Consider the following 22,729-nt stretch of genomic DNA (forward strand, 5'->3'; position numbering starts at 1 on the left):
AGCTGCTCCATGATGATTCACGCCTCACGCCTGGCCGTGCTGGTCGCCGCGTTCGCGGCCGGCTCGGCCAGCGCCGATGAAGTCCAGGTGGCCGTGGCCGCCAACTTCACCGCGCCGATCCAGGCGATTGCCGCCGACTTCCAGAAGGACACCGGCCACACGCTGGTCGCGGCCTATGGTGCTACCGGGCAGTTTTACACGCAGATCAAAAACGGCGCGCCGTTCGAGGTGTTCCTGAGCGCCGACGACGCCACCCCGAAAAAACTCGAAGACGAAGGCGCCACCGTCAAGGGCTCGCGCTTTACTTATGCCGTGGGCACGTTGGCGCTGTGGTCGGCTAAAGAAGGCTATGTAGACGCCAACGGTGAGGTCTTGAAGAAAAATGACTTCAAGCACCTGTCCATCGCCAACCCGAAAGCCGCGCCGTACGGCCTGGCCGCGACCCAAGTTGTGGCCAAAGAAGGCCTGACCGAGCAGGTCAAGGCCAAGCTGGTTGAAGGCCAGAACATCACCCAGGCCTATCAGTTCGTGTCTACCGGTAACGCCGAGTTGGGGTTCGTGGCCTTGTCGCAGATCTACAAAGACGGCAAAGTCAGCCGCGGCTCTGCATGGATCGTCCCCGCCTCCATGCACGACCCGATCAAACAGGACGCGGTGATCCTCAACAAAGGCAAAGACAGCGCCGCTGCCAAAGCGCTGGTTGAATACCTCAAAGGCCCCAAAGCCGCGGCGGTTATCAAATCCTACGGTTACGAGTTATAAATGCCGCTATCGAGTGCCGATTTTTCCGCCATCTGGTTGACCATCAAACTGGCTTCGCTGACCACAGTGATCCTCTTGGTCATCGGCACTCCGATTGCCCTGTGGCTGTCGCGCACCCGCTCGTGGTGGCGTGGCCCCATCGGCGCGATCGTCGCCCTGCCACTGGTGCTGCCACCTACGGTGATTGGCTTTTATCTGCTGCTGACCATGGGCCCAAACGGTTACGTCGGCCAGTTCACTCAGTGGCTGGGGCTGGGCACCCTCACCTTCAGCTTCACCGGTTTGGTGATCGGCTCAGTGATCTATTCGATGCCGTTTGTGGTGCAGCCGTTGCAAAACGCCTTCAGCGCCATCGGCACTCGCCCGTTGGAAGTGGCCGCGACCTTGCGCGCCAATCCCTGGGACACCTTCTTTACCGTCATTTTGCCACTGGCACGCCCAGGGTTTATCACCGCGGCCATCCTCGGGTTCGCCCATACGGTCGGTGAGTTCGGCGTGGTATTGATGATCGGCGGCAATATTCCGGACAGGACCCGCGTGGTCTCGGTGCAGATCTACGACCATGTCGAAGCCATGGAATATGCCCAGGCTCATTGGCTTGCCGGGGCCATGCTGGTGTTTGCGTTTCTTGTGTTGCTGGCGCTGTACTCCAGCCGTAAAACCAGGATGGGCTGGAACTGATGTCGACGATTGACGTACGCCTGCAACTCAAATACCCCGACTTCGCCCTAGAGGTCGACCTGCATCTGCCGGGGCGCGGCGTGACGGCGTTGTACGGGCACTCCGGCTCCGGCAAAACCACCTGCCTGCGCTGCATCGCCGGGCTTGCGCGTGCGCACGACGGTTTTATCCAGGTCAACGATGAGGTCTGGCAGGACAGCCGCACCGGGTTATTCGTGGCCCCGCATAAACGCGCCCTGGGCTACGTGTTCCAGGAAGCCAGCCTGTTCCCGCATCTGTCGGTGCGCGCCAACCTGGAATTCGGCCTCAAGCGCATCCCCCGCCAGCAGCGCCGCGTGGACATGGCCCAAGCCACCGAGCTCTTGGGCATCGGCCATCTGCTGGAGCGCAACCCCTTGTTCCTCTCCGGCGGTGAACGCCAGCGCGTCGGTATCGCCCGGGCTTTGCTCACCAGCCCAACACTGCTGCTGATGGATGAACCGCTGGCCGCCCTCGACAGCCAGCGCAAGGGCGAGATCCTGCCATATCTGGAGCGCCTGCACGATGAACTGGATATTCCCGTGCTGTACGTCAGCCACGCCCAGGATGAAGTGGCGCGCCTGGCCGATCACATCGTGCTGCTCAGCGCCGGCAAGGCCCTGGCCAGCGGCCCCATCGGCGAGACCCTGGCGCGGCTCGACCTGCCGCTGGCACGGGGCGACGACGCCGGTGTGATGATCAACGGCACCGTCAGCGCCTATGACGCGCATTATCAACTGCTGACGCTGCAACTGCCTGGCAGCGCCCTGCCAATGCGCATCGCTCATGCGCCACTGGCCGTCGGCAAAGCGTTGCGGGTCAAGGTGCAGGCGCGGGACGTGAGCCTGAGCCTGCAGGCCGAAGAACACAGCAGCATCCTCAACCGCCTGCCGGTGACGGTGACCGACGAAATAGCCGCGGACAACAGCGCCCATGTGCTGGTACGCCTGGAGGCTGCCGGCACGCCATTGCTGGCACGTATCACGCGCTTCTCCCGCGATCAGTTGCAACTGCACCCGGGCCAGGCGTTGTGGGCGCAAATCAAGGCGGTCGCCGTGCTCGCATAACTATTTGGCACGACCGCACAGGGCTGCGGTCAATCAGACATACCGGCCTGATGTGTTGCCAAGGAACCCGCCCATGCCCGACTCTGCGTTGCCCGCCGATCTACCCCGCGATTTGCATTACGTTGACGACACCCAGCCCGGTATCCGCCGCAAGAAAGTACGCGGCAAGTTCCAGTATTTCGATGCCAAGGGTGAGCGCATCAACGACGCTGACCAAATCAAGCGTCTCAACGCCCTGGCCGTGCCCCCCGCCTACACCGATGTGTGGATCTGCGCCGACCCGCGCGGCCATCTGCAAGCCACCGGCCGCGACGCGCGTGGGCGTAAGCAATACCGCTATCACCCGCGCTGGCGTGAAGTGCGCGACAGCGATAAGTACTCGCGCCTGCAGGCGTTCGGCAAGGCGCTGCCCCCATTGCGCAAGCGGTTGCAAGCGCAACTGGCGGAACCCGGCTTTACCCGCGAGAAAGTCCTGGCCACGGTGGTGATGCTGCTGGACGCCACGTTGATCCGCGTCGGCAACACCCAGTACGCGCGCGACAACAAGTCCTACGGGTTGACCACCCTGCGCAACCGCCATGTGGGTATCAAGGGCAGCGAAATCAAGTTCCAGTTCCGTGGCAAGAGTGGCGTGGAGCATCAGGTCAGCGTCAGGGATCGGCGCCTGGCCACGGTGGTCCGGCGCTGCATGGAATTGCCGGGGCAGAACCTGTTCCAGTACCTGGATGAAGAGGGAGAGCGTCACACCGTCAGTTCCCACGATGTAAACGCCTACCTGCACAGCCTGACCGGCGCCGACTTCACCGCCAAGGATTACCGCACCTGGGCCGGTACCGCCATGGCGCTGGCGGTACTGCGCGAACTGCAATGGCAGCCCGAATCCGAAGCCAAGCGGCACGTGGTGGCGATGGTTAAGGACGTCGCCAGGCAACTGGGCAATACACCGGCGGTGTGCCGCAAGTGTTATATCCACCCCGCCGTGCTAGAGCATTTCAGCCTGGGCGAGCTGTCGAAACTGCCCAAGCCGCGCAAGCGCAAGGGGCTCAAGGCCGAGGAAGTCGCGCTGGCCATGTTCCTTGAGCAGCTCGCCAAGGGACGTTAGGCGGTGCAACTTAAAGCTGTCTGAGATCATTGCGCACGTCAGCAAAGCGTCCTACCGTAGTGGCCGGATAATCTCACTTGAGGAGCACGGCCCATGCTGCCTTCGTCCCACAAGCCGTTCGCCAATGCCGCGCTTGCTCATCAACAGCGCTGGCGCGGTCGGGTCGGCTTGATGCTGGTGGCCAGCCTCTCGGTGCTGGCCGGCATGACCGACGCCATTGGCTTTATGGCCAGCGGTGACTTCGTGTCGTTCATGAGCGGTAACACCACGCGCCTGGCGGTGGCGATCAGCGCCGGTGATCTCGGTTTGACAGGACGCCTGCTGCTGCTGGTTGCCACCTTCGTTGTCGGCAATGCGTTGGGGGTGGTGGTCAGCCGCTTCGGGCGGCGGCATGCACTGCCATTGCTGCTGTGCATCGCCACATTGCTGTGCGCGGGCGCGCTGTGGCCGTTCGAGGATGCCTTGCCCGCTTTGCTGGCGGCAATCACGGCGATGGGTATGCTCAACGCGGCGGTGGAAGAGGTGAATGGTTTACCGGTGGGGCTGACCTACGTCACGGGGGCACTGTCGCGCTTTGGTCGTGGCCTGGGCCGCTGGATGCTGGGGGAGCGCCGCAACGGGTGGCGGGTGCAACTGATCCCGTGGGGCGGCATGTTTGTGGGCGCGGTGATCGGTGCGCTGTTGGAGCAGCAGATGGGCCTGAAGGCGTTGCTGGTCAGTGGCGTGTTGGCCGGGGCACTGGGGGTCTTGACACTGAAGATCCCTCGGCGTTGGCATTTGGGGTTTATGCCGCGCTAGAAGAAGGATGCTCGCCCGACGTGCTGGCCTCGACGTCCGTGTACTGGTAAAGAGCCATTACCTCGGGCGAGCGGTGTGAATAATAAGCGAATGTCCGGCGGCTGTCGTGCCGGGCATTTCCGAATATGCCTAAGGCACGGGATTACAGGCAGGTCGCCAATGCGGCCAAACGACGCTTGGCGGGCATGCCGTCGGCAGCGGCGTAATACTTGACGGACGATCCGCTACCGGCGCTTTGCACGTCCACGAAGTAATCGCCGCCCGTGGTGTACACGGTAAAACCGCCCGCCCCGCTCGGCTCCTTGAAACCACCGGCGTCCACGCCAAACACGCTTTCATCCTGCCAGCCAAACTGAACGCACTCGGCAACCACCAGGGTGGTTTTATCCGACGCCAGGGTTTTGTAGGGCGTGCCCGCGCGCGCGTCTTTCATCTTCGAACCCGCGCAACCGGCCAGTGCTGCCAGTACCAATGCGCCCATGACCACCTTTCGCATGCCATCGCTTCCTTGAAAAAACGCGACTGTACCATTGCAATGGCGTTGACTGCCGCCTGCATGAACTTTGTTTCACTGTGAAGGAAGAACTCACCACCTATAGTGGCCAGGCTCATTTTTAGAAGTCTTCCTTCTGCCCGCCCTCCCGCGGGCTTTTTTACGCCTGCGCGTCAGACCCACCAGCGAAACAGATAAAACAACGCCATGCTCAGCAGCACGGTAATCAACACACTGCGCGTCCAGTACATCAGGCCTATCGCGCAGATACCCGCCAGTAAATACGGATTGGCCGGGCTCAGGTTGAGCTGGTGATCGGGCAAAAAAATGATCGGTCCGCAGATCGCCGTGAGCATGCCCGGTACCGCAAACCCCAGAAACTCGCGCGCGCCGCGGTTGAGGCGCACCGGCAGGCGCGGCTCGATAAACAGGTAACGATTAAAAAACACCACCAGGCCCATGGCCACGATCATCAGATAAATCATGGCTGCCCGACTCCCAGTCGCTTGCAGGCAAACCCTGCGCTCATGCCCAGCACGCCGGACACCACCACCGCCGACTCCCAATGCAGATAACTCAGCCACACCGAACACAGCAGGGCCACGGCCACGCAGACCACCGTCGGCACATCGCGCACCACGGGCGTGATCAAGGCAATAAAGGTCGCGGCAATCGAGAACTCCAGGCCCAACTGGTCAAGCCCCGGAATGCTTTTACCCAGCACGATGCCGGCGAGGGTGAACAGGTTCCAGATGATATAGAACGTCAGGCCCACGCCCAATGCATACCAGCGGTTGAAGGTCTGGCGGTCAAAATGACTGACCAGCGCGAAGAATTCATCGGTGAGCAAAAAGCCCAGGCTCATGCGCCACCGGGTCTTGAGCGGCGAAAGAACCGGACGCAGGTGCATGCCGTAGAGCAAATGCTGGGAGGTCAGCAACAAGGTGGTGAGCACGATGGAAATCAGGCTGGCGCCGCTCTTGACCATGCCGATGGCTACCAACTGCGCCGCACCGGCAAACACGATGGCGGACAAGCCTTGGGCCTGCAGCGGGGTAAATTGCGCATCGATGGCCATGGAACCGGCGAGCAACCCCCAGGGCGCGCAGGCCAGGGACAGGGGGATAGCGGCGATGGCGCCGCGAGCGAAGCCGTAATGAGGTATGGCAGCAGGCATGGAAAACGACTCATCAACGAACAGTCGACGAGCATGCCAGCGCAAATAAAAGATGTCTTGAACGATCTTGCTCAGGCGAGTTTTACCGACACCTGCTCCACCGAATCACGCGCCTCACGCAGTTCATAGGCGTCCTGGTTGAGCCGGTGAATGGTATTGAGCAGGCGTTGACGCAACACTTCATCGGCGAGTTTCTCCACGGCGCGCATCAGGTCGAACGCCGCGGTTTCGTTATTTTCCGCGACGGAATCCAGGGTTTTGCGCAGGTTGCGAGTGGCTCGGGTCACGCGGGTCTTCCTTCATCAGCAATGGGCAGGCACTTTAGGACATTCATGTTTCAGTTTAATTTCAATCACTTGTGGTTGATTCGACGACCTTTGATCCACGTCAACGCAAAACAGGATTTGACCTACATATACGCAATTCCATATATTCGCCCCCCCTCTATACCGACGTTGAACATGTCCGACTTCTTTTCCCCGCCCGCCCTGTTCAAATGCCTGGCGGACGCCACTCGCGCCCGGATCACCCTGCTGATTCTGCGTGAAGGCGAACTTTGCGTGTGCGAGTTGATCCATGCTCTGGACGACAGCCAGCCAAAAATCTCCCGCCACCTGGCGCAACTGCGCAAAGGCGGGTTATTGCTGGACCGTCGCCAAGGGCAATGGATCTACTACCGCATCAATCCGGCACTGCCTGACTGGGTCACCCAACTGCTGGACACCACCCTGCAAGCCAACCAGCCATGGTTGCATAACGACGCCCAGCGTCTGGATGCAATGGGCGACAGACCACAACGGGCCAGCACCTGCTGCTGAGCCATCGGAGCGTTTATTCATGCTTGTCGCGATCGCGATTTTTATCGTCACCATCATTCTGGTCATCTGGCAGCCCAAGGGCCTGGGTGTTGGCTGGAGCGCCACACTGGGCGCGATCCTGGCCTTGGCCTGCGGCGTGATCAGCCTGGCGGATATCCCGGTGGTATGGCACATCATCTGGAACGCCACCGGTACGTTTGTCGCGCTGATCATCATCAGCCTGCTGCTCGATGAGGCCGGTTTTTTTGCCTGGGCCGCCCTGCATGTGGCGCGTTGGGGCCGTGGGCGCGGTCGCCGTTTGTTTGCCTATATGGTTTTGCTCGGCGCGCTGGTGTCGGCGCTGTTCGCCAATGACGGGGCGGCGCTGATCCTCACGCCCATCGTGATGTCGATGTTGCTGGCCCTGCGCTTTTCCCCGGCGGCAACGTTGGCGTTCGTGATGGGCGCGGGCTTTATCGCCGACACGGCGAGCCTGCCGCTGGTGGTGTCGAACCTGGTGAATATTGTCTCGGCGGATTACTTCAAGATCGGCTTCAACGAATACGCGTCCGTGATGGTGCCGGTCAACTTCGTGAGTGTGGCCGCCACCCTGGCCGTGCTGCTGGGGTACTTTCGCCGCGACGTCCCCCACACCTACGACCCCGCCGACCTCGCCGATCCCGCCAGTGCGATCCACGACCGCGCCACCTTCCTGGCCGGCTGGTGGGTGCTGGGCATTCTGTTGATAGGCTGCTTTGCCCTGGAACCACTGGGCATTCCCATCAGCGCGATTTCCGCCGTGTGCGCCGTCCTGCTGCTGGTGATCGCCGCCAAGGGCCACAAAATATCCACGCGCAAGGTCTTGAAGGACGCACCGTGGCAGATCGTGATCTTTTCCCTGGGCATGTACCTGGTGGTCTACGGATTGCGCAATGCCGGCCTCACCACCTATCTCGCGACCTGGCTGGATACCTTCGCCACTTATGGCGTGTGGGGCGCGGCCATGGGCACCGGCGTGCTGACGGCCTTGCTGTCTTCGGCCATGAATAACCTGCCGACCGTGTTGATCGGCGCGCTGTCCATCGAGTCCAGCCACGCCGTGGGCGTGGTCAAGGACGCCATGATCTACGCCAACGTGATCGGCAGCGACCTGGGCCCCAAAATCACCCCGATCGGCAGTCTCGCCACGTTGCTGTGGCTGCATATCCTGGCGCGTAAAGGCATTACCATCACCTGGGGTTACTACTTCAAGGTCGGGATAGTGCTGACCGTGCCGGTGTTGCTGATCACCCTCGCCGCCCTCGCCTTGCGCCTGAGTATCTAAGATGAAAGTCCTGTTCATGTGTACCGCCAACAGCTGCCGCAGTATTTTGTCCGAGGCCCTGTTCAATCACCTCGCGCCGGAGGGTTTCCAGGCCTTCAGCTGCGGCAGCTTCCCCAAGGGCCAGGTACTGCCGCGCAGCCTGAGCGCGCTGCAAGCTGTGGGTATCAGCACCGAGGGGTTGTACAGCAAAGGCAATGACGCTTTTAAAGACAACCCGCCTGACATTCTGATCACCGTGTGCGACAGAGCTGCCGGTGAAGCTTGCCCGGTGTATTTCGGGCCTGCGGTAAAGGCGCATTGGGGGTTGGAGGACCCGTCTGACGTCAAGGGCGATGAAGCCATTGTGGAAGCCGCGTTCGAGGCGACACTCAATACCATCGAAACCCGCTGCCGAGCGCTTTTCGACCTGCCTCTGTCCAGCCTGACCCCGGCGCAACTGAAGATTGAACTTGAGCGTATCGCCGCGTTGTAACAACGTTGCCAGGCTCAAACAACGGTCGATTTGAGCGCCCTTGCTGACGTATGCTCTGCCACTTTCTCGAAAGGAAGCGGGCATGCTGACGATCTTTTTTTACGCGCTGGTATTCGGTTTTGTGTTTTGCCTTTCGCCCGGCGCGGTGCTGGCGGAGACCCTGCGACGTGGCTTATTGCAGGGCTTCACGCCTGCCCTGTTGGTGCAGATCGGCTCGCTGGTGGGCGACGCAGTGTGGGCGGTGATCGGCCTGACCGGCATCGCCCTGCTCATCCAGCATGACGCCGTGCGCGTGCCGCTGACGGTGATCTGCGCGCTGTACCTGGCTTGGCTTGGTATACGCAGCTTGATTGACGCCTGGCACCTGCCAAAAATGGACGACGCAGCGGCCACTTCCGGGAAAAACGCACTGGCGGTGGGCGCCGCGATTTCCCTGGCCAACCCGAAGAACATTGTTTACTGGGGCGCGTTGGGGAGCGCCTTGTCCGGCATCGTGGGCGCCACGCCCAGCCATGGTCAGACGTTGATGTTTTTTGCAGGTTTTATGCTGGCCTCGGTGTTGTCATGCTTTTTGATCGCTACCCTGGTCAACCTCTTGCGCAAAAATGCTTCGCCACTGTGGCAGCGCGTCAGTTATGCCGCCTGCGGCGTGGTGCTGATCTATCTGGCGATTCTGGCCGCTCAGGGCATTTAAACCACATGAACCGTATCGAACAGATCGTGCTGATGGCAGCGTACAACCGGTGGATGAACCGCAAGGTCTATGCCGCCGCCGCCCAGCTTTCAGAGGCGCAATTACGCATGGACCGCGAGGCCTTTTTCGGCTCGATCCTCGGCACGCTCAACCATCTGGCGCTGGGCGACACGGTGTGGCTCAAGCGCTTCGCCCAACACCCGACAGGCTTTTCGGCACTGGCCCCGCTGGAAGCCATCGCCATGCCCCGCGACCTCAAGCACTTGGCCTTCGCGGACCTGGAGCAACTGGCGACCCGTCGCGGTTGGCTCGACCAACTGATCATCGACTGGGTCGAGACCTTGCGTGAGCCCGACCTCGACCAGCGCCTGCATTACCGCAACATGCGTGGCGTCGCGAGCGATAAGCCGTTTTCGAGCCTGCTGCTGCACTTCTTCAATCACCAGACCCACCACCGCGGCCAGGTCACAACGCTTTTGACCCAGGCGGGCGTGGATGTCGGCGACACTGATTTGCTGGCACTGATCGACTGAACTCAGCCCTTACCGAACGCGGCATAGGCTTGCATCAAGCGCGGGAAGTCGTGGGGTTCGGGCAGTTTCGCGAAACTTTCGACCGCTGGAGTATTTGCCCAGGGCAGCTTTTCGCAGGTCCAGGTTTCCATGAACGGCCTGTACGCCCTGAAATTATCCAGCAGGCTCGCGCGCACATTGACGAACTCGTCGATGCCATGGGGCCGGGTAAACAGCCAACTCATGCAGCGAGGGCAAAAGTAGTGACGGTCGACGCCGTGCAGGCCACCAATGACCGGGCAGCCCTGGGTCACCGTGAAAGCACCGGCGGCATACAACGCACTGAGGGAAAACGCGCTGGAGGTCATCTTCTGGCAACCGGTGCAATGGCAGGCCATGGTGATCACCGGGGGCTCGCTCAGGCTAAAGCGCACCTCGTTACAGCGGCAGCTGCCTACTTGAAGCAGGGTTTCGGCGCTCATCATCGTGTCCTTTTTGTGATGGAAAGCGTGGCAGGGTAGCGCCCGCGGCTGGGGTTGAACAGGCCAGCAAACGATACCGAACCCTGCATCAGCGCCGGGGCAGTACGCCATACGCAAAAGCCCCGGCGGAACCGGGGCTTTCACGTGTCCTCACGCATCATTGGCTACCGGCCTGCCGCGCGCCTTGTACGCCGGCAGCGTGGCGGCGTACGCCAGTGCCTGTTCACGGGAATTGAAGGACGCCAACCGGTCGCTATGCGTACACACTCGCCAGGGGCCGTAATTGACCTGCACGATATGGTATCCATTCAGATGCAGCTTCTTCAGCATTGGAACGCTCATAGTCACCTCGCTTTCCTGAGATTTCCACGGGTTGCACGGCCTACCTTACACCCGCATCCGCCAGGAAGGCTGACCACATGTCGCGGGCTTCAAAGGCTCTTCTGTCATTTATAGACAGTACCCCCCGACTCGACCCCAGTACCGAATCGCCCCTCAAAACCGCGTAGCTCACTGATCTTCCGAGCTTTTTCATCCATTCCCGCGCACAAGAAAGCTAGCGTGCGACCTTGCACATACGCGCCTGGATCTATATATTCCCAACCCTGCTTAACCGCGCTACCGCCCGAATGGCGAAACTGGTAGACGCATGGGACTTAAAATCCCCCGCTCGTAAGGGCGTCCCGGTTCGATTCCGGGTTCGGGCACCATCTCCAGTTCCACGGACAGCCAGTAAAGTCCGTGGAGCCCTTTAAAACCCGCCTTTCGGCGGGTTTTTTCGTTTGTGGCGTTCCGTCGTTTTCCGGGGGATTCCAAGCTTTTTAGGGAAGCCATGGCCTTGTTGTGCCAAGGCCTGGATGTCGAACTGTTCAATCGCCCTGGCCACCCTCGCCCGCAAAGGCTACAACGCCCAACTGTCCATCGCGTACCTGTCACCGCTCAACACCGTCAATAACCTCGCCGAACGCGACTAGTTCATGAACATTGCCGACTGGGTGGCTGAAGTGCTCGGCGGTCGTACTGCATAGCGGGCGTGAGGTCGCTCCTGAACGCCCAGCTTTTTTGAGCATGGGCGTGTTTTGTTTGTCCAACCCTTCGATTGCAGGCGCTATTTCGGAGGGCATGATGAAAACTGTTAAAGCCGGTAGTTTGCAAATCGCCTACCTGGAACTCGGCCCGGTAGACGGCCCCCCCATAGTGTTGCTCCACGGCTTCCCCTATGACGTGCATGCCTACGATGAAGTCGCCAAGATCCTGGCCTCGACTGGAAAGCGATGCTTCACTCCGTACCTTCGTGGTTTTGGTCCCACCCGGTTTTTAGATGGGCAAGCAATGCGCTCTGGCGAGCAGGCGGCCATAGGCGCCGACTTGTTGGCTTTTCTTGACGCCCTGAAGATCGAAAAAGCTGTGCTTGCGGGCTATGACTGGGGTGGAAGAGCGGCTTGCGTTGTCGCCGCGCTATGGCCGGAACGGGTAAGCGGTTTGGTTAGCTGTGGCGGCTACAGCATCCAGAATATCGCTAAGGAGCACGCGCCCGTTTCACCCGAAGCTGAGCATCTTCTCTGGTACCAATACTATCTTCACGGTAGCCGTGGGCGCGCTGGGTTGACCGCGAACCGCAAGGCGTTCTGCCATTTGCTATGGCGCCTGTGGTCCCCAACCTGGCGGTTCACCGAGGCGGCGTTTGAGACGACTGCCGCCGCGTTTGAGAACGACGACTTTGTGGAGGTGGTCATACACTCGTACCGCCATCGTTTCGGATTGGTTGACGGCGATCCAGCCTATCGCCATATAGAATCCCGACTTGCCGCGCAACCAACGATCACCGTGCCTTCACTGGTTCTGGAGGGTGCGGCCGATGCGGTCGACCCCCCGGCCAAGGACGACCCATTCGTGGGCTATTTTACCGGGCCGTATCGGCGCCAGCGCCTGGAAGGCATTGGGCACAACGTACCCCAAGAGGCACCGGAAAAATTTGCCGACGGTATTTTGAGCCTCAGTGGTTGAGTTCATGGCGAAATAGCCGTACCTGACTATTGGCCGCCAGGACCAATCAGTGAACGTTGGATCTGGACGCCGGGCATCATTTGCTGCAGCCCCTCGATCAGCTTGTCCCCCGCTTCCGTTAAGGCTTCAAGCGGCATCGCCGGCAAACTCTCCAGAATGAACCACATGCTCTTTGCGTCGGCACCCAGACGGGTCCTGACACCTTGTCGCCAGTTCCAACGGCGGCAGGTCACGCCTTGGTCATCGCGCCAGATAACCTCGCCGGCGTCTGGATACTCGACAGCAGGAGCCCCCTCTTTCAAGGTGTCAAACGGTTCGGTGCCATCTGCAACTACGAGCCGTGGAGAGCCTACGTAGGCTTCAATGTTTTCCCCACCCACCGGGATGGCGTACTCAAGACTGATTGCGTTGTAGAGGTCGACGATGGGATCCAGGCTCGGCAAGCTGCCGTCACGTAAAACCCGTTTACGCAGTGCCTCAGCCGAACAAGGCGTGCGCTGCGGCTTGGCGCCAAATTTTCGGAACGCTTGCGCCCACTCGGCCAGATGGGCTTCACCCCAGCTCGGCCCACCTTCCTGCACAACCTTGCAAGCGCGGTCCAGCGCAGCCTGGGCCACCTCAGGGTTGGCCAGTGGCGCCGCTTGCACCACGATGCTCAGGGCCCGGAACTGTGGCGCCAGCTCGGCAACGGCTTGATCGATCAACGGCAGTACGGACAGCATCAAAAACCTCCAGGTACCTAAATGTCATTTCATGCTAGTCAGCGACGACCAGCAAAGTCAATATAATGACCATTATCAGCCACTATAGCGGGCGCGCCGATTGACGGAGCGACTGATAGGGGCCGAGAATCCCCGCACATTTTTCCTCATGACCCTCATCAATGGCCACGAAGCCCACCCTGTCGACTACCCCTGGCGCTGATGCTCAAGCCGTCAGCCTGGCCGTCGCGCGCACGCTCAAACAGGCGCGCAAAGCCCAGAAAATCACATTGGATGAGCTTTCCCGTCGCGCAGGGGTGAGCAAGGGGATGGTCGTCGAAATAGAAAAATGTACGGCGAACCCCAGTATCGGCATCCTTTGCAAAATCGCCGCCGCGCTGGGCCTGTCCGTAGCAGACATCGTCAACGTGACCGAAGCTCCATCCGCCCACATCATCCACAGCCAAGACATCCCCACACTGTGGACCGGGGACCTGGGCGGAACGGCACGCCTTCTGGCAGGAACGTCGGGCCCCGACATGATCGAGCTGTGGCGTTGGGAAATGCACCCAGGCGAATCTTTCGCTTCACCGGGGCATCCGCAGGGCACGCTGGAACTGTTTCATGTGGAGAAAGGCACGCTGAAATGCGTGGTAGGGGAAACAGAGTTGGTCATCCCTGCGGGGAGTTCGGCAGTGGCCAAAACTGACGTCCCCCATTCCTATTCCAACGCTGGCCGATCCAAATTGGTATTCACGATGTCTGTGACGGAGATGCATCAGTAAATACCTGCAGGCTGGCAGCCGGTGAGAGCATCGTGCTTCAGATTTGTGCCAGGCCGCCGTCAGGAGCGACCTCGCTGGCGGTCATGAAGCTGCTCGGTCGCAGCTTGGCCGAGGCGATCATCCCGCTGTGTACGTGGGGCGCTGAAAATGCGGCGCAAATGGCAAACATCTCGCTAAACGCGACGCTTTGCTCTAGCAGGACGCGACCAACTTTATTGCTGGTCGGCATAATGGCGCACGTCATAGATAAATATTGACGAGAGGTCGCCAACGGTTAGGCTATGCGCGCTTCGCAGCGAGCCCCGGAGGTCTCTTGAGCATGACGTCACTAAGACTTGAACAACAAATACAGGCGGCATCGACCCAAACGCCACTCCAATACCGACGCGATATCGATGGGCTTCGAGCGGTAGCCGTGATGTCTGTTGTTATATTTCACGCATTCCCATCAGCACTTACCGGTGGTTTTATCGGGGTTGACATATTCTTCGTCATTTCCGGATTTTTGATATCGTCCATTCTCATCCAAGCGCTGCGCGAGGATAAGTTTTCACTCTCTGGATTTTACGCCCGGCGTGCCGCCAGAATATTCCCAGCACTTATAGTCGTGCTGGTGTCATGCCTGTCATTCGGTTGGCTCGCGATGTTGGCAGATGAGTACCTGTCACTTGCCAAACATTCGATTGCAGGCGCCGCATTTGTCTCAAATCTATTGCTGTGGAGCGAGACCAGTTACTTTGATGTAGCCGCGAACACAAAACCGCTTCTACATCTGTGGAGCCTGGGTATTGAAGAGCAGTTCTACTTCGTATGGCCGCTGCTGTTACTCGCGTTCTGGCGTCTGCGCACGAACCTGCCGATTGCTATAGGGCTGCTCATCGCAGTGTCATTTGGCCTGAATCTGTATCAGGCATCCCACAATCCAACGGCAGATTTTTATTCTCCGCAAACACGATTCTGGGAACTGCTGGCGGGCGCGTTACTGTCTTGCCTGGCACTTCGAGCGGCACCGTCAGCCATTTGGGCAAACGTTATGTCCTTGGCCGGGACTGCCATGATTGGATACGGCCTGCTCACTATCACCAGCGCTGCCGCATTCCCCGGAATGCTTGCCCTGGTGCCTGTCGCGGGTGCCGTTTTGATCATCGCAGCGGGCCCTGAGGGGATGGTTAATCGCTTCGTTCTTTCCAATCGCCTGATGGTCGGTATCGGGCTCATCAGTTACCCACTCTACCTGTGGCATTGGCCGCTGCTGGTCTTCCCGAGGATCATCCAGAGCGCAACGCCTTCGCCAGAAATAAGAGCCACGGCCATTGTGGCAGCCTTGGTGCTTGCATGGGCGACGTACCGCTTCATCGAATCGCCTATTCGTACCCAGCGCATAGACCGCAACACGGCCATCAAGGGCTTGTGCGGCGCGATGGTCGTCACGACAGTTACCGCGCTCGGCATTCAGGTGGGTGACGGCCTTCCATTTCGCGAGGCAGCGAAGCCAGTTGCGCGCTACGCCGAAGATCTTGGCAGGTATCCGTACATCACGTACATGAGCAAAAACTTCTACAAATGCTCGGACGAAGCACTGAGGAATTTGTCATTCAAAGACCTTGAGTTCGGATATCGCTGCTTTCAGTCAAAACAAACTGGATCGATTGATATTTTGCTATTGGGCGATAGCCATGCAGAGCACTTGCTCGCAGGGTTTGCAGATGAATTCAACAGCAGCAATGTCGCCTCTTTCTCTCAAAAACAATTGCCCGCACTTGACAGCCCAGTCATGCGTGAAGCTATAGAAAGAGTCGCGGCAGACCCAGCCATCAAAAAGGTTTTCATCTCCGCGCTTTGGGAACAAAAGATCCAACCCAGCACTGAAGATCCGGCCGGCCAGCTTGAAAGAACCTTCAAACTCTTCACCGACAACCATAAATCCGTCACCCTACTTGATGATGTTCCAACCTTCTTGTTTGACCCTGAGGCATGCAAATACGGGCGCAGGTTCAGCGCAGACGGCCCAACCTGCACCGGGCCTTTTGATCAACAGATGAAAAATAAGGCCCTGTACCATAAAGCGCTGGCTGAAGCTGTTGAGAAATCGCCGAATGTGAAATACGTTCCGGTGCTCCAGTACTTCTGCAACACCAACGATTGCTCGATGGTGAGCGGCGGCAAACTGCTATTCAGGGATCCGAACCACCTGACCATTGAAGGCTCTCGATACCTGGCCAAGAAGCTCAAACAAAGCGGGCATCTCTGAGTGACTGAGCGACAGCAATGCAAACTCCGGCATGACGCTGCTTTTTAAGTAATCGACATGCCGCAACACCGCAGCGAGCGTTGTTACTTGCCCAGGTTTTGATTCATTAAGTTATCCAAAACAGAGAATTCGCTGGCGGCCGTCCATTGATGTAAATGCTCGCAACCTTCAGCGTTAACTTCGGCGAGGTTGCTGCGCGGGTCGCATATTGCCGACCACTTTTGTCGCAGGGAGGGATATTTTATAAAGTCTTCCCTGGCCGGCGGTTGGCCGGCGGACAATCGCAGCGCGGACAAAACCAACAGTGCACAAGCGCCAAGGCCGATAGAACATTTTTGATAATTCATAGATCGCGTTCCCGTAGGGTAGGAGCACTCAGCGAACAGCGCTGAGTGCTCAAGATACGGCGCGACTATAGGAACGAAATGGTTCGGTAAAAAGATCCACTTTTGTAGCATTTCATAGAACCATTCAAGCCAGCGAGTGGCCTGCAAGACTCAGCCCGCGCCTCCCCCGGCTATCGACTGACTTCCCAGGCATCGCCGGCGGGTGCGGTGCCACGGTCATAGGGTTTGCCCAGCCACATGTAGAGCAGGCCCAGGCCAATCACGATGGCCGTGCTGAGAACCATCGCGTAGTTGATGTACCAGGCCGCATCCGGTGTGCGCGGCCAGGCCATGTTGATGATTGCACCGACGCCATAGATCAGCGCGCCGATATTCACCGGCAGGCCCCAGGCCCCCAACGCGAATTTGCCGCTGGGTTTCCAGCCCCGGGCGCGAGCGTAGAGGGCCGCAAGCACGATCATCTGGAAGGCCAGGTAGATACCGATGGCCGCAAAGCTGACGATGGTCGCCACCGCGTCCTGAAGGAAGAAACCGAGGGTGATGATCAGGGTCGGCAGCACACCGGAGACGAACAGCGCTGCCACCGGCACCTGAGTGGTCGGCGAAATCCGCTTGAGCAGGCGGCTGCCGATGACCATCTCATCGCGGGCGTAGGAATACAGCAGTCGACTGGCGGCGGCCTGCAGGCTGATGACGCAGGAGATGAAGGAGATCATCACCACGCCCATGACCACCTTCGAACCGACGCTGCCAAAGGCATTGTTGAGGATGGTAGTTACCGGGTCCTTATCGGTGCCGTTGATCACCGCTTGCATGTCCGGCACGGCGAGGATCAGCGCCAGGCAGGCGAACATCGCGGCCACACCGCCGATATATATGGTCATGCGCATGGCCACCGGGATTTGTTTACTCGGGTTGGGGGTTTCCTCGGCCACGTCGCCGCAGGCCTCAAAGCCGTAGTAAAGGAACATGCCCGCCAGCGATGCAGTGAGGAACGCCGGCAAGTAGGAACCGTCGATACGGATATCAAACGTGTTGAACAGCACGCTGATGGGCTGATGACGTTCAAATACCAACAGGTACACACCGACGATTACCGCGCCGACCAGCTCACACAGAAAGCCGAACATGGCGATGCGGGCCAGCACCTTGGTGCCGCTGAGATTGACCAGGGTGGCGAACAGCGTCAGCACCACCGCGATGATGATATTGGTGTTGTTACTCGCCTCGAAACCGAGCATCGCCGCGAGGTAAGGCCCGGCTCCGACCGCGACGGCGGCAATGGTGACGCACAGCGCGATGGAGTAGATCCAGCCGACCATCCATGCCCAGCGCTTACCCACCAGGCGTCGGGCCCAAGGGTAGACGCCGCCCGAAATCGGGAATTGCGAAACCACTTCGCCGAAGATCAGGCACACCAGCAATTGCCCGCAGCCCACCAGCAGGTAGGCCCAGAACATCGGCGGCCCGCCGGCGGCAAGGCACAGGCCGAACAGGGTGTAGACACCCACCACCGGCGACAGGTAGGTAAAGCCCAGGGCGAAGTTTTCCCATAGGCTCATGCTGCGATTGAAGTTCGAGGTGTAACCCAGTTTGCGCAATTGTTCGGCGTCGCTATCGGCGTCTACGCCGGTTTGGGGACGTGCACTCATGGCGGTGTGGCTCCAGAAAATCGGCAGATTTTGGCTGTCCGAAGCCGTGGCCAAACCCTCAAGGTTCGTCCCGGCTCGGTATTCTTGTAATGGGTGTGGGGGGTTGCCTGGGCATCCACTGGCGGGCGCGGTTTTCGCAGGCGCGCACGTCTTTTGGCGAGTGCTCTGTTCGTGTGGCTATTGCAGCAGCCTCCTGAAGTCCGGCGCTTCGTTGGAGGCTTGGAAAGAGGCTAATAGCCGCGGCAGAGTCCGGCAAATATTAAATACTGAACGCCGCGTTCGATTAAATAGATAACTGGGTAACGCCATGATCCCAAGACGTCCTCACGCACCTGCTGCGCCGAACTACAACGGAAATTGCGCCCTGATCAAGGTGCCGCCCTGGGCACGATTGCTGGCAGCGATAGTGCCGCCATGGGCCTGGCAGATCGCACGGGCGATGGACAAGCCCAGCCCGCTGCCCCCCGAATAACGCGCCCTGGAGCGCTCCGCCCGCCAGAAGCGGTCAAACACGCTGTCCAGGTGTTGTGCTTCGATGCCCGGCCCTCGGTCACCCATCTCAATCACGACGCGGTCTTCGACCTGGCGCGCCATGATGTTCAATTCGCCGCCCGCCGCCGCATAGCGCAGCAGGTTGTCGATCAGGATATTCAGCACCTGACCCAGGCGATCACGATCGGCATGGATACGAACCCCGTCCTCGATACTGACCCGTGCCTGCACACCGGCCTCGTCCAATTGCGGCTGGAACCAGGCCAGTCGTTCGCTCACCAACGCCGCCAGGGGAAAATCGCTGCGCTCCAGCACCAGTTGCCCTGCCCTGGCCATCGACAGCAGGTGCAGGTCGTCCACCAATTTACGCAGTTGATCGAGCTGGCGCTTGACCATGCCCAACTGCGTGGCATCGCTGGGGAATACCTCGTCGAGCATGCCCTGCACGCGCCCCATCGCGGCATTCAACGGTGTGCGCAGTTCGTGGGCGATGACCGCGCTGGACTCACGCACATCGCGCTCATAACGTTCCAGTTGGGTGGTCATGCTGTTGAAGTCGCTGATCAGGCGTTGCAGCTCGTCGGGTGCGTCGTGGTGAACCGGCAGGCGCGTCAGGAAATCACCGCCGGCGACCCGCCGTGCGCCCTGGGCAATCGCCGAGAACTGGCTGGACAAGGGCCGCGAAAACCACAAACCGCAGAGAATGATGATCGGGATAGCGGCCAGCACCAGGCAAGCCAGGATCAGCCAGTCACGGTTGGCCATATCCGGCTGGAAGAACTCCACCGGATAGTACTCGGCCACCAGTTGGCGCAAGCGTGTCTCATTGAGCTGCGGCTCGGCGCGCAACTGCAGCAACTCCTCGCGCGCCGCCGGCGGCAGGCGCTGCAAAAAATACTGGTCCGACAGCCTGAAGTTGATCCACATGCAAACGGCGATCACCACCACCGCGCCGATGGCCAACAGGCTCATACGCATGCCGACCCAGCGCCACAGAGGTTTATCGTTGGCCCGTGATTTTTCCAGCATGTTGCTCACCTGAACCGATAGCCAATGGAGCGCACCGTCACCAGTACTCCGGCGATACCATGGGTTTCGAGCTTGCGCCGCAGGTTGTGCACGTGGGCATCGACGACGCGGGCCAGGGCCTCGCTTTCCGGCAGGCAGATTTCCAGCAATTCATCGCGGGTAAAGGCTTTGGACGGGGTCTTGAGCAACGTCGCCAGCAACTTGAATTCAGTCGGTGTCAGTTCCAGCCACTGCGGTGGCGCATCGCGGTGCTCAATGGCGGCGGTGAACGCGAGCAGGTCGACTCGCAGGTTTTCATAGCGCAGCACCTGTTCCACCGGTTGGCTGCCCGCGCTACGCCGCAACACCGCATGCACCCGCGCCACCACCTCGCGCGGGCTGTAGGGCTTGACCACATAGTCGTCGGCGCCATAGCGCAACGCGCCGAGTTTTTCCGGCTCGTCGCCCATGGCCGTGACCATGATCACCGGCGTGTCACTGCCGCGACGCACGGCGGACAACACTTCGGTGCCACTCAGGCGCGGCAGCATCACGTCGAGCAGGATCAGGTCGGGCCGCCAACTTTTGTGCAGGTCCAGACCGCGTTGGCCGTCTTCGGCCAGGGCCACCTCGAAGCCGTCCCGGCGCAGATACGCTTCGAGAATGTTGGCGCTGTCGGCGTCGTCTTCGACGATGAGGATACGTTTTCCTGACACAAAGAAGCCTCTTGATGAAACCTTGATAATTCACGAACGGTTTATTGAAAGTCCGCTGCCAGTATTGCCCTACGCCGACTTTCGCGAACCGATCCTATGCCGACCACCACACTGCTGTCCAAGCCTATCAAGCTGCCTGAACGCCTCGTCGCGGTTTTGCTGCTGGTCGGCACGCTGGCCGGCTGCTCGCTGGCGCCTAAGTACCAGGCGCCCGTGCTGCCGGTTCCGCAGACCCTGCAGGGCGAACCTTCGACGGGCACGCCCTCTTCCGTGACCGGTGAGGTCGAGGGGCTTTCCGAGGAGGAGCGACAATTGCTGGCCGGCCTAAATTCATCGGCGCAGTTGCCGCATCGGGTTGAACAAGCCCTGAACTACAATCGCGACCTGCGCCTGGCATTGCTGCGTGTCGAGCAGGCCCGTGCCCAGTACGGCATTTCCCGCGCCGATCGCCTGCCCACCGTGGCCCTGGGCCTGCAACGCAACCGCCAGCACTTGCACGACAAGGCCGCCGACGAACGTTATGGGCAAGACATTGCGGTGGCGTCCGTCGGCGTATCGGACTTCGAGCTGGATTTTTTCGGCCGAGTGCGCAGCCTGTCCGAGGCGGCGCAGCATGACTACCTGGCCACACGCTATGGGGCTTTGGCCGCGCGCAAGGCGCTGATCGTTGAAGTGGCACGCCTGTATTTGCAAGAGCGTTTGCAGGCAGGCGTGCAGTCCGACACGCAGTCCATTCTCGACAACCAAAACCTGCTGCTGAGCGTACTCGACGGTCAGCAAAAAGAAGGCCTCGTCGCCCAGGACACGGTCGACACCCAGCGCATGGAGGTTCGGCGTGCCGCCCAGCAATGGCAGGACGCAAGCGCCGATCACGCCAGTGCACAGCAGGCGCTGGCATGGGTGACCGGCTACCAGGCCGCGTCTTCGACCTCTACCGCGACAGACCCTGCAATTGACTTGGATACCCCGCCCTGGCTGATCGAACTCTCGTCCCAACGACTGTTGCAACGCTTTGATGTGCGCCAGTGCGAAGAAGCCCTGCGCGCCGCGAACGCCAACATCGGTGCCGCCCGTGCGGCGCTCTTCCCCTCCATCACCTTGAGCACCGGCGCGGGCATCGCCAGCCCGCGCTTGAGCAACCTGTTTTCATCCGGCAGCGGCGCCTGGCTGTTCACGCCGCAACTGAACCTGCCGCTGTTCGACGGCGGCCGCAACCGAGCCAATCTTGACCTGGCCACTGCGCGCCAACAGTCGGCTGTCGCCCAATACGAAAAGACCGTGCAGGACGCCTTCCGCGAAATCGCCGACCTGTTGAGCCAACGCCAACAAGCATTGGCCGACGCCACCATACACATCGACCTGGCCGCTTCGACGGCATTAAAGGCCAAGCGTGTCGACCAGCAGATTGCCGCCGGCGCGGCTGCGCGTTCGCAGTACCTGGCCGCTGCCATTCGCCTGACTGAATCGGCCATCGAGTTACGCAAGGCCAACTACCAGGTGTTGTTCAACCGCCTGGCGCTGTATCGCGCGCTGTCCGGCGCACCATTGTTTTCATCCAAAGAAAGGGTTTCACCATGACATTGACCACTGCCCCTACCCGTACCGTGCTCTGGGGCGCCGCCGCCCTGATGGCCTGCGCCCTCGTGCCCCAGGCGCAGGCCGCCGACGCCAGCCCCGCAGCCGACAAGACCACCGCAACTTTGGGCCTTGGCATGGGCGTCGCGCCGCGCTACATGGGCGCCGACCGCTACCGCTCACTGGTGCTGCCGATGTTCAGCATCCAGCGTGGCGTGCTGTTCGCCGACACCACCCGTGGGGTGGGCCTGCAATTTCAATCCGACAGCGGCTTTAGCGCCAGCGCGGCAATCAACTACGACCTGGGCCGTAAGGAAAAGGACAGCACCAGCCGCCCCGGCGACCGCGAGCTCAAAGGCATGGGCGATATCGGCGGCGCCACCGTCGCCGACTTCACCCTCAGCCAGCAGCTGCTTGACTGGCTCTCGGTGAGCGGCGAAGCGGAACTGCGCATGGCCGGCGAGCACCGTGGCAACCGCTACCGCTTTGGCCTCGAAGGCGTGCTGTTTCACACAGACAGCGACACCCTGGCCCTGGACATCGACGCCCATGCCGGCGATGGCCGCTACAACCAGACCTTCTTCGGCGTCACACAGGCACAGAGCCAGCGTTCGCTCTACGGCAGATACAACGCCGATGCCGGGATCTACGCCTATTCCGCCGCCTTGAACTGGCAGCACAGCCTGGACGCGCACTGGTCGACGCTGGCCAGCCTGACGCTGACCCAGTACGCCGACCAGGCCCGTAACAGCCCACTGGTCAAGCGTGAAAGCGCCGGCCTGGGCATGTTCGCCATCAACTACACCTTCTGATAAC

At 60.3% G+C, this 22,729-nt stretch carries 27 protein-coding genes and 1 tRNA gene; 16 read left to right on the forward strand and 12 right to left on the reverse strand.

The genetic code is table 11. The annotated features are described in order from the left end of the window. Positions 1 to 9: 9 nt before the first annotated feature. From modA to KSS96_RS15460, 5 genes are all read left to right on the forward strand, one after another. Positions 10 to 762, forward strand: a complete 753-nt coding sequence (gene modA / locus KSS96_RS15440; RefSeq protein WP_065879042.1) for a molybdate ABC transporter substrate-binding protein — start codon at positions 10 to 12, stop codon at positions 760 to 762. Continuing rightward, positions 763 to 1,443 (forward strand): molybdate ABC transporter permease subunit, encoded by a 681-nt coding sequence (modB, locus tag KSS96_RS15445; protein WP_065879041.1) that lies wholly within the window; start codon positions 763 to 765, stop codon positions 1,441 to 1,443. Further along, complete coding sequence (gene modC / locus KSS96_RS15450; RefSeq protein ID WP_065879040.1) at positions 1,443 to 2,528, forward strand: molybdenum ABC transporter ATP-binding protein; 1,086 nt, start codon at positions 1,443 to 1,445, stop codon at positions 2,526 to 2,528. Before modB ends, modC begins: the two co-directional genes overlap by 1 nt. Before the next feature lie 73 nt (positions 2,529 to 2,601). Next, positions 2,602 to 3,630, forward strand: coding sequence for a DNA topoisomerase IB (locus KSS96_RS15455; RefSeq protein WP_065879039.1), 1,029 nt, complete (start codon positions 2,602 to 2,604; stop codon positions 3,628 to 3,630). A gap of 93 nt (positions 3,631 to 3,723) precedes the next feature. Further along, positions 3,724 to 4,428, forward strand: coding sequence for a YoaK family protein (locus KSS96_RS15460; protein ID WP_017528094.1), 705 nt, complete (start codon positions 3,724 to 3,726; stop codon positions 4,426 to 4,428). A gap of 142 nt (positions 4,429 to 4,570) precedes the next feature. Here KSS96_RS15460 and KSS96_RS15465 read toward each other — a convergent pair whose 3' ends face one another. From KSS96_RS15465 to KSS96_RS15480, 4 genes are all read right to left on the reverse strand, one after another. After that, positions 4,571 to 4,924, reverse strand: a complete 354-nt coding sequence (locus tag KSS96_RS15465; RefSeq protein WP_026067277.1) for a hypothetical protein — start codon at positions 4,922 to 4,924, stop codon at positions 4,571 to 4,573. A 170-nt stretch (positions 4,925 to 5,094) separates the two neighbouring features. Continuing rightward, the gene (locus tag KSS96_RS15470) at positions 5,095 to 5,406 is read right to left on the reverse strand and encodes an AzlD domain-containing protein (RefSeq protein WP_065879038.1); all 312 of its coding nucleotides are present in this window, start codon (positions 5,404 to 5,406) and stop codon (positions 5,095 to 5,097) included. Continuing rightward, positions 5,403 to 6,098, reverse strand: coding sequence for an AzlC family ABC transporter permease (locus KSS96_RS15475; protein WP_065879037.1), 696 nt, complete (start codon positions 6,096 to 6,098; stop codon positions 5,403 to 5,405). The genes KSS96_RS15470 and KSS96_RS15475 overlap by 4 nt, the downstream gene beginning before the upstream one ends. A gap of 71 nt (positions 6,099 to 6,169) precedes the next feature. Further along, positions 6,170 to 6,385: a hypothetical protein gene (locus KSS96_RS15480; protein WP_017528098.1), complete on the reverse strand. Its 216-nt coding sequence runs from the start codon at positions 6,383 to 6,385 to the stop codon at positions 6,170 to 6,172. Between the two features lie 174 nt (positions 6,386 to 6,559). On the opposite strand from KSS96_RS15480, the gene KSS96_RS15485 reads away from it, so the two are divergent. From KSS96_RS15485 to KSS96_RS15505, 5 genes are all read left to right on the forward strand, one after another. Continuing rightward, on the forward strand, positions 6,560 to 6,916 hold the full coding sequence (locus KSS96_RS15485) for a metalloregulator ArsR/SmtB family transcription factor (RefSeq protein ID WP_116078745.1): 357 nt from the start codon (positions 6,560 to 6,562) through the stop codon (positions 6,914 to 6,916). Between the two features lie 19 nt (positions 6,917 to 6,935). Then, positions 6,936 to 8,219: an arsenic transporter gene (locus tag KSS96_RS15490; RefSeq protein ID WP_017528100.1), complete on the forward strand. Its 1,284-nt coding sequence runs from the start codon at positions 6,936 to 6,938 to the stop codon at positions 8,217 to 8,219. 1 nt (position 8,220) lies between these two features. Beyond that, a complete protein-coding gene (locus KSS96_RS15495; protein ID WP_217855037.1) occupies positions 8,221 to 8,691 on the forward strand; it encodes an arsenate reductase ArsC in 471 nt (156 codons plus the stop codon). 82 nt (positions 8,692 to 8,773) lie between these two features. Then, a complete protein-coding gene (locus tag KSS96_RS15500) occupies positions 8,774 to 9,385 on the forward strand; it encodes a LysE family transporter (RefSeq protein ID WP_017528102.1) in 612 nt (203 codons plus the stop codon). A gap of 5 nt (positions 9,386 to 9,390) precedes the next feature. After that, positions 9,391 to 9,918, forward strand: coding sequence for a DinB family protein (locus KSS96_RS15505; protein WP_065879036.1), 528 nt, complete (start codon positions 9,391 to 9,393; stop codon positions 9,916 to 9,918). Positions 9,919 to 9,920: 2 nt separating this feature from the next. Here the strand turns inward: KSS96_RS15505 and KSS96_RS15510 are convergent, their stop codons facing one another. Both KSS96_RS15510 and KSS96_RS15515 read right to left on the reverse strand, forming a co-directional pair. Next, a complete protein-coding gene (locus KSS96_RS15510; protein ID WP_017528104.1) occupies positions 9,921 to 10,379 on the reverse strand; it encodes a GFA family protein in 459 nt (152 codons plus the stop codon). A gap of 150 nt (positions 10,380 to 10,529) precedes the next feature. Next, positions 10,530 to 10,721 carry a DUF2188 domain-containing protein gene (locus KSS96_RS15515; protein ID WP_083221580.1) on the reverse strand — a complete coding sequence of 64 codons (192 nt, stop codon included), beginning with the start codon at positions 10,719 to 10,721 and terminating at the stop codon, positions 10,530 to 10,532. A gap of 281 nt (positions 10,722 to 11,002) precedes the next feature. Between KSS96_RS15515 and KSS96_RS15520 the strand changes: the two genes are divergently transcribed. Both KSS96_RS15520 and KSS96_RS15525 read left to right on the forward strand, forming a co-directional pair. Next, a tRNA-Leu gene (locus tag KSS96_RS15520) sits at positions 11,003 to 11,089 on the forward strand. A 412-nt stretch (positions 11,090 to 11,501) separates the two neighbouring features. After that, positions 11,502 to 12,386: an alpha/beta fold hydrolase gene (locus KSS96_RS15525; RefSeq protein ID WP_217856487.1), complete on the forward strand. Its 885-nt coding sequence runs from the start codon at positions 11,502 to 11,504 to the stop codon at positions 12,384 to 12,386. A 26-nt stretch (positions 12,387 to 12,412) separates the two neighbouring features. Here KSS96_RS15525 and KSS96_RS15530 read toward each other — a convergent pair whose 3' ends face one another. Beyond that, positions 12,413 to 13,108 carry a B3/B4 domain-containing protein gene (locus KSS96_RS15530; protein WP_217855039.1) on the reverse strand — a complete coding sequence of 232 codons (696 nt, stop codon included), beginning with the start codon at positions 13,106 to 13,108 and terminating at the stop codon, positions 12,413 to 12,415. A gap of 161 nt (positions 13,109 to 13,269) precedes the next feature. Here KSS96_RS15530 and KSS96_RS15535 point away from each other — a divergent pair, with 161 nt between their 5' ends. Further along, the gene (locus tag KSS96_RS15535) at positions 13,270 to 13,872 is read left to right on the forward strand and encodes a helix-turn-helix domain-containing protein (RefSeq protein WP_065879032.1); all 603 of its coding nucleotides are present in this window, start codon (positions 13,270 to 13,272) and stop codon (positions 13,870 to 13,872) included. A gap of 37 nt (positions 13,873 to 13,909) precedes the next feature. On the opposite strand, the gene KSS96_RS15540 is transcribed toward KSS96_RS15535, so the two are convergent. Then, entirely contained in the window at positions 13,910 to 14,101 is a 192-nt protein-coding gene (locus KSS96_RS15540; protein ID WP_065879031.1) for a hypothetical protein, read from the reverse strand. A 90-nt stretch (positions 14,102 to 14,191) separates the two neighbouring features. Between KSS96_RS15540 and KSS96_RS15545 the strand changes: the two genes are divergently transcribed. Beyond that, positions 14,192 to 16,123 carry an acyltransferase family protein gene (locus KSS96_RS15545; RefSeq protein WP_068931941.1) on the forward strand — a complete coding sequence of 644 codons (1,932 nt, stop codon included), beginning with the start codon at positions 14,192 to 14,194 and terminating at the stop codon, positions 16,121 to 16,123. Between the two features lie 83 nt (positions 16,124 to 16,206). Here KSS96_RS15545 and KSS96_RS15550 read toward each other — a convergent pair whose 3' ends face one another. The 4 genes from KSS96_RS15550 to KSS96_RS15565 all read right to left on the reverse strand — a co-directional run bounded on the left by KSS96_RS15550 (position 16,207) and on the right by KSS96_RS15565 (position 20,338). Continuing rightward, positions 16,207 to 16,470, reverse strand: a complete 264-nt coding sequence (locus tag KSS96_RS15550) for a hypothetical protein (protein WP_080598193.1) — start codon at positions 16,468 to 16,470, stop codon at positions 16,207 to 16,209. A 170-nt stretch (positions 16,471 to 16,640) separates the two neighbouring features. Then, the gene (locus tag KSS96_RS15555) at positions 16,641 to 18,122 is read right to left on the reverse strand and encodes an APC family permease (RefSeq protein WP_017530531.1); all 1,482 of its coding nucleotides are present in this window, start codon (positions 18,120 to 18,122) and stop codon (positions 16,641 to 16,643) included. A 345-nt stretch (positions 18,123 to 18,467) separates the two neighbouring features. After that, on the reverse strand, positions 18,468 to 19,643 hold the full coding sequence (locus KSS96_RS15560) for a sensor histidine kinase (protein ID WP_017530532.1): 1,176 nt from the start codon (positions 19,641 to 19,643) through the stop codon (positions 18,468 to 18,470). Positions 19,644 to 19,648: 5 nt separating this feature from the next. Further along, on the reverse strand, positions 19,649 to 20,338 hold the full coding sequence (locus tag KSS96_RS15565) for a response regulator (RefSeq protein WP_017530533.1): 690 nt from the start codon (positions 20,336 to 20,338) through the stop codon (positions 19,649 to 19,651). Positions 20,339 to 20,434: 96 nt separating this feature from the next. Here KSS96_RS15565 and KSS96_RS15570 point away from each other — a divergent pair, with 96 nt between their 5' ends. Together KSS96_RS15570 and KSS96_RS15575 are read left to right on the forward strand one after the other, a co-directional pair. Beyond that, complete coding sequence (locus tag KSS96_RS15570; protein WP_217855041.1) at positions 20,435 to 21,916, forward strand: efflux transporter outer membrane subunit; 1,482 nt, start codon at positions 20,435 to 20,437, stop codon at positions 21,914 to 21,916. Further along, positions 21,913 to 22,725 carry a MipA/OmpV family protein gene (locus KSS96_RS15575; RefSeq protein WP_217855043.1) on the forward strand — a complete coding sequence of 271 codons (813 nt, stop codon included), beginning with the start codon at positions 21,913 to 21,915 and terminating at the stop codon, positions 22,723 to 22,725. Before KSS96_RS15570 ends, KSS96_RS15575 begins: the two co-directional genes overlap by 4 nt. Positions 22,726 to 22,729: the final 4 nt, after the last annotated feature.

The organism is Pseudomonas asgharzadehiana (assembly GCF_019139815.1).
Taxonomy (GTDB): domain Bacteria; phylum Pseudomonadota; class Gammaproteobacteria; order Pseudomonadales; family Pseudomonadaceae; genus Aquipseudomonas; species Aquipseudomonas asgharzadehiana.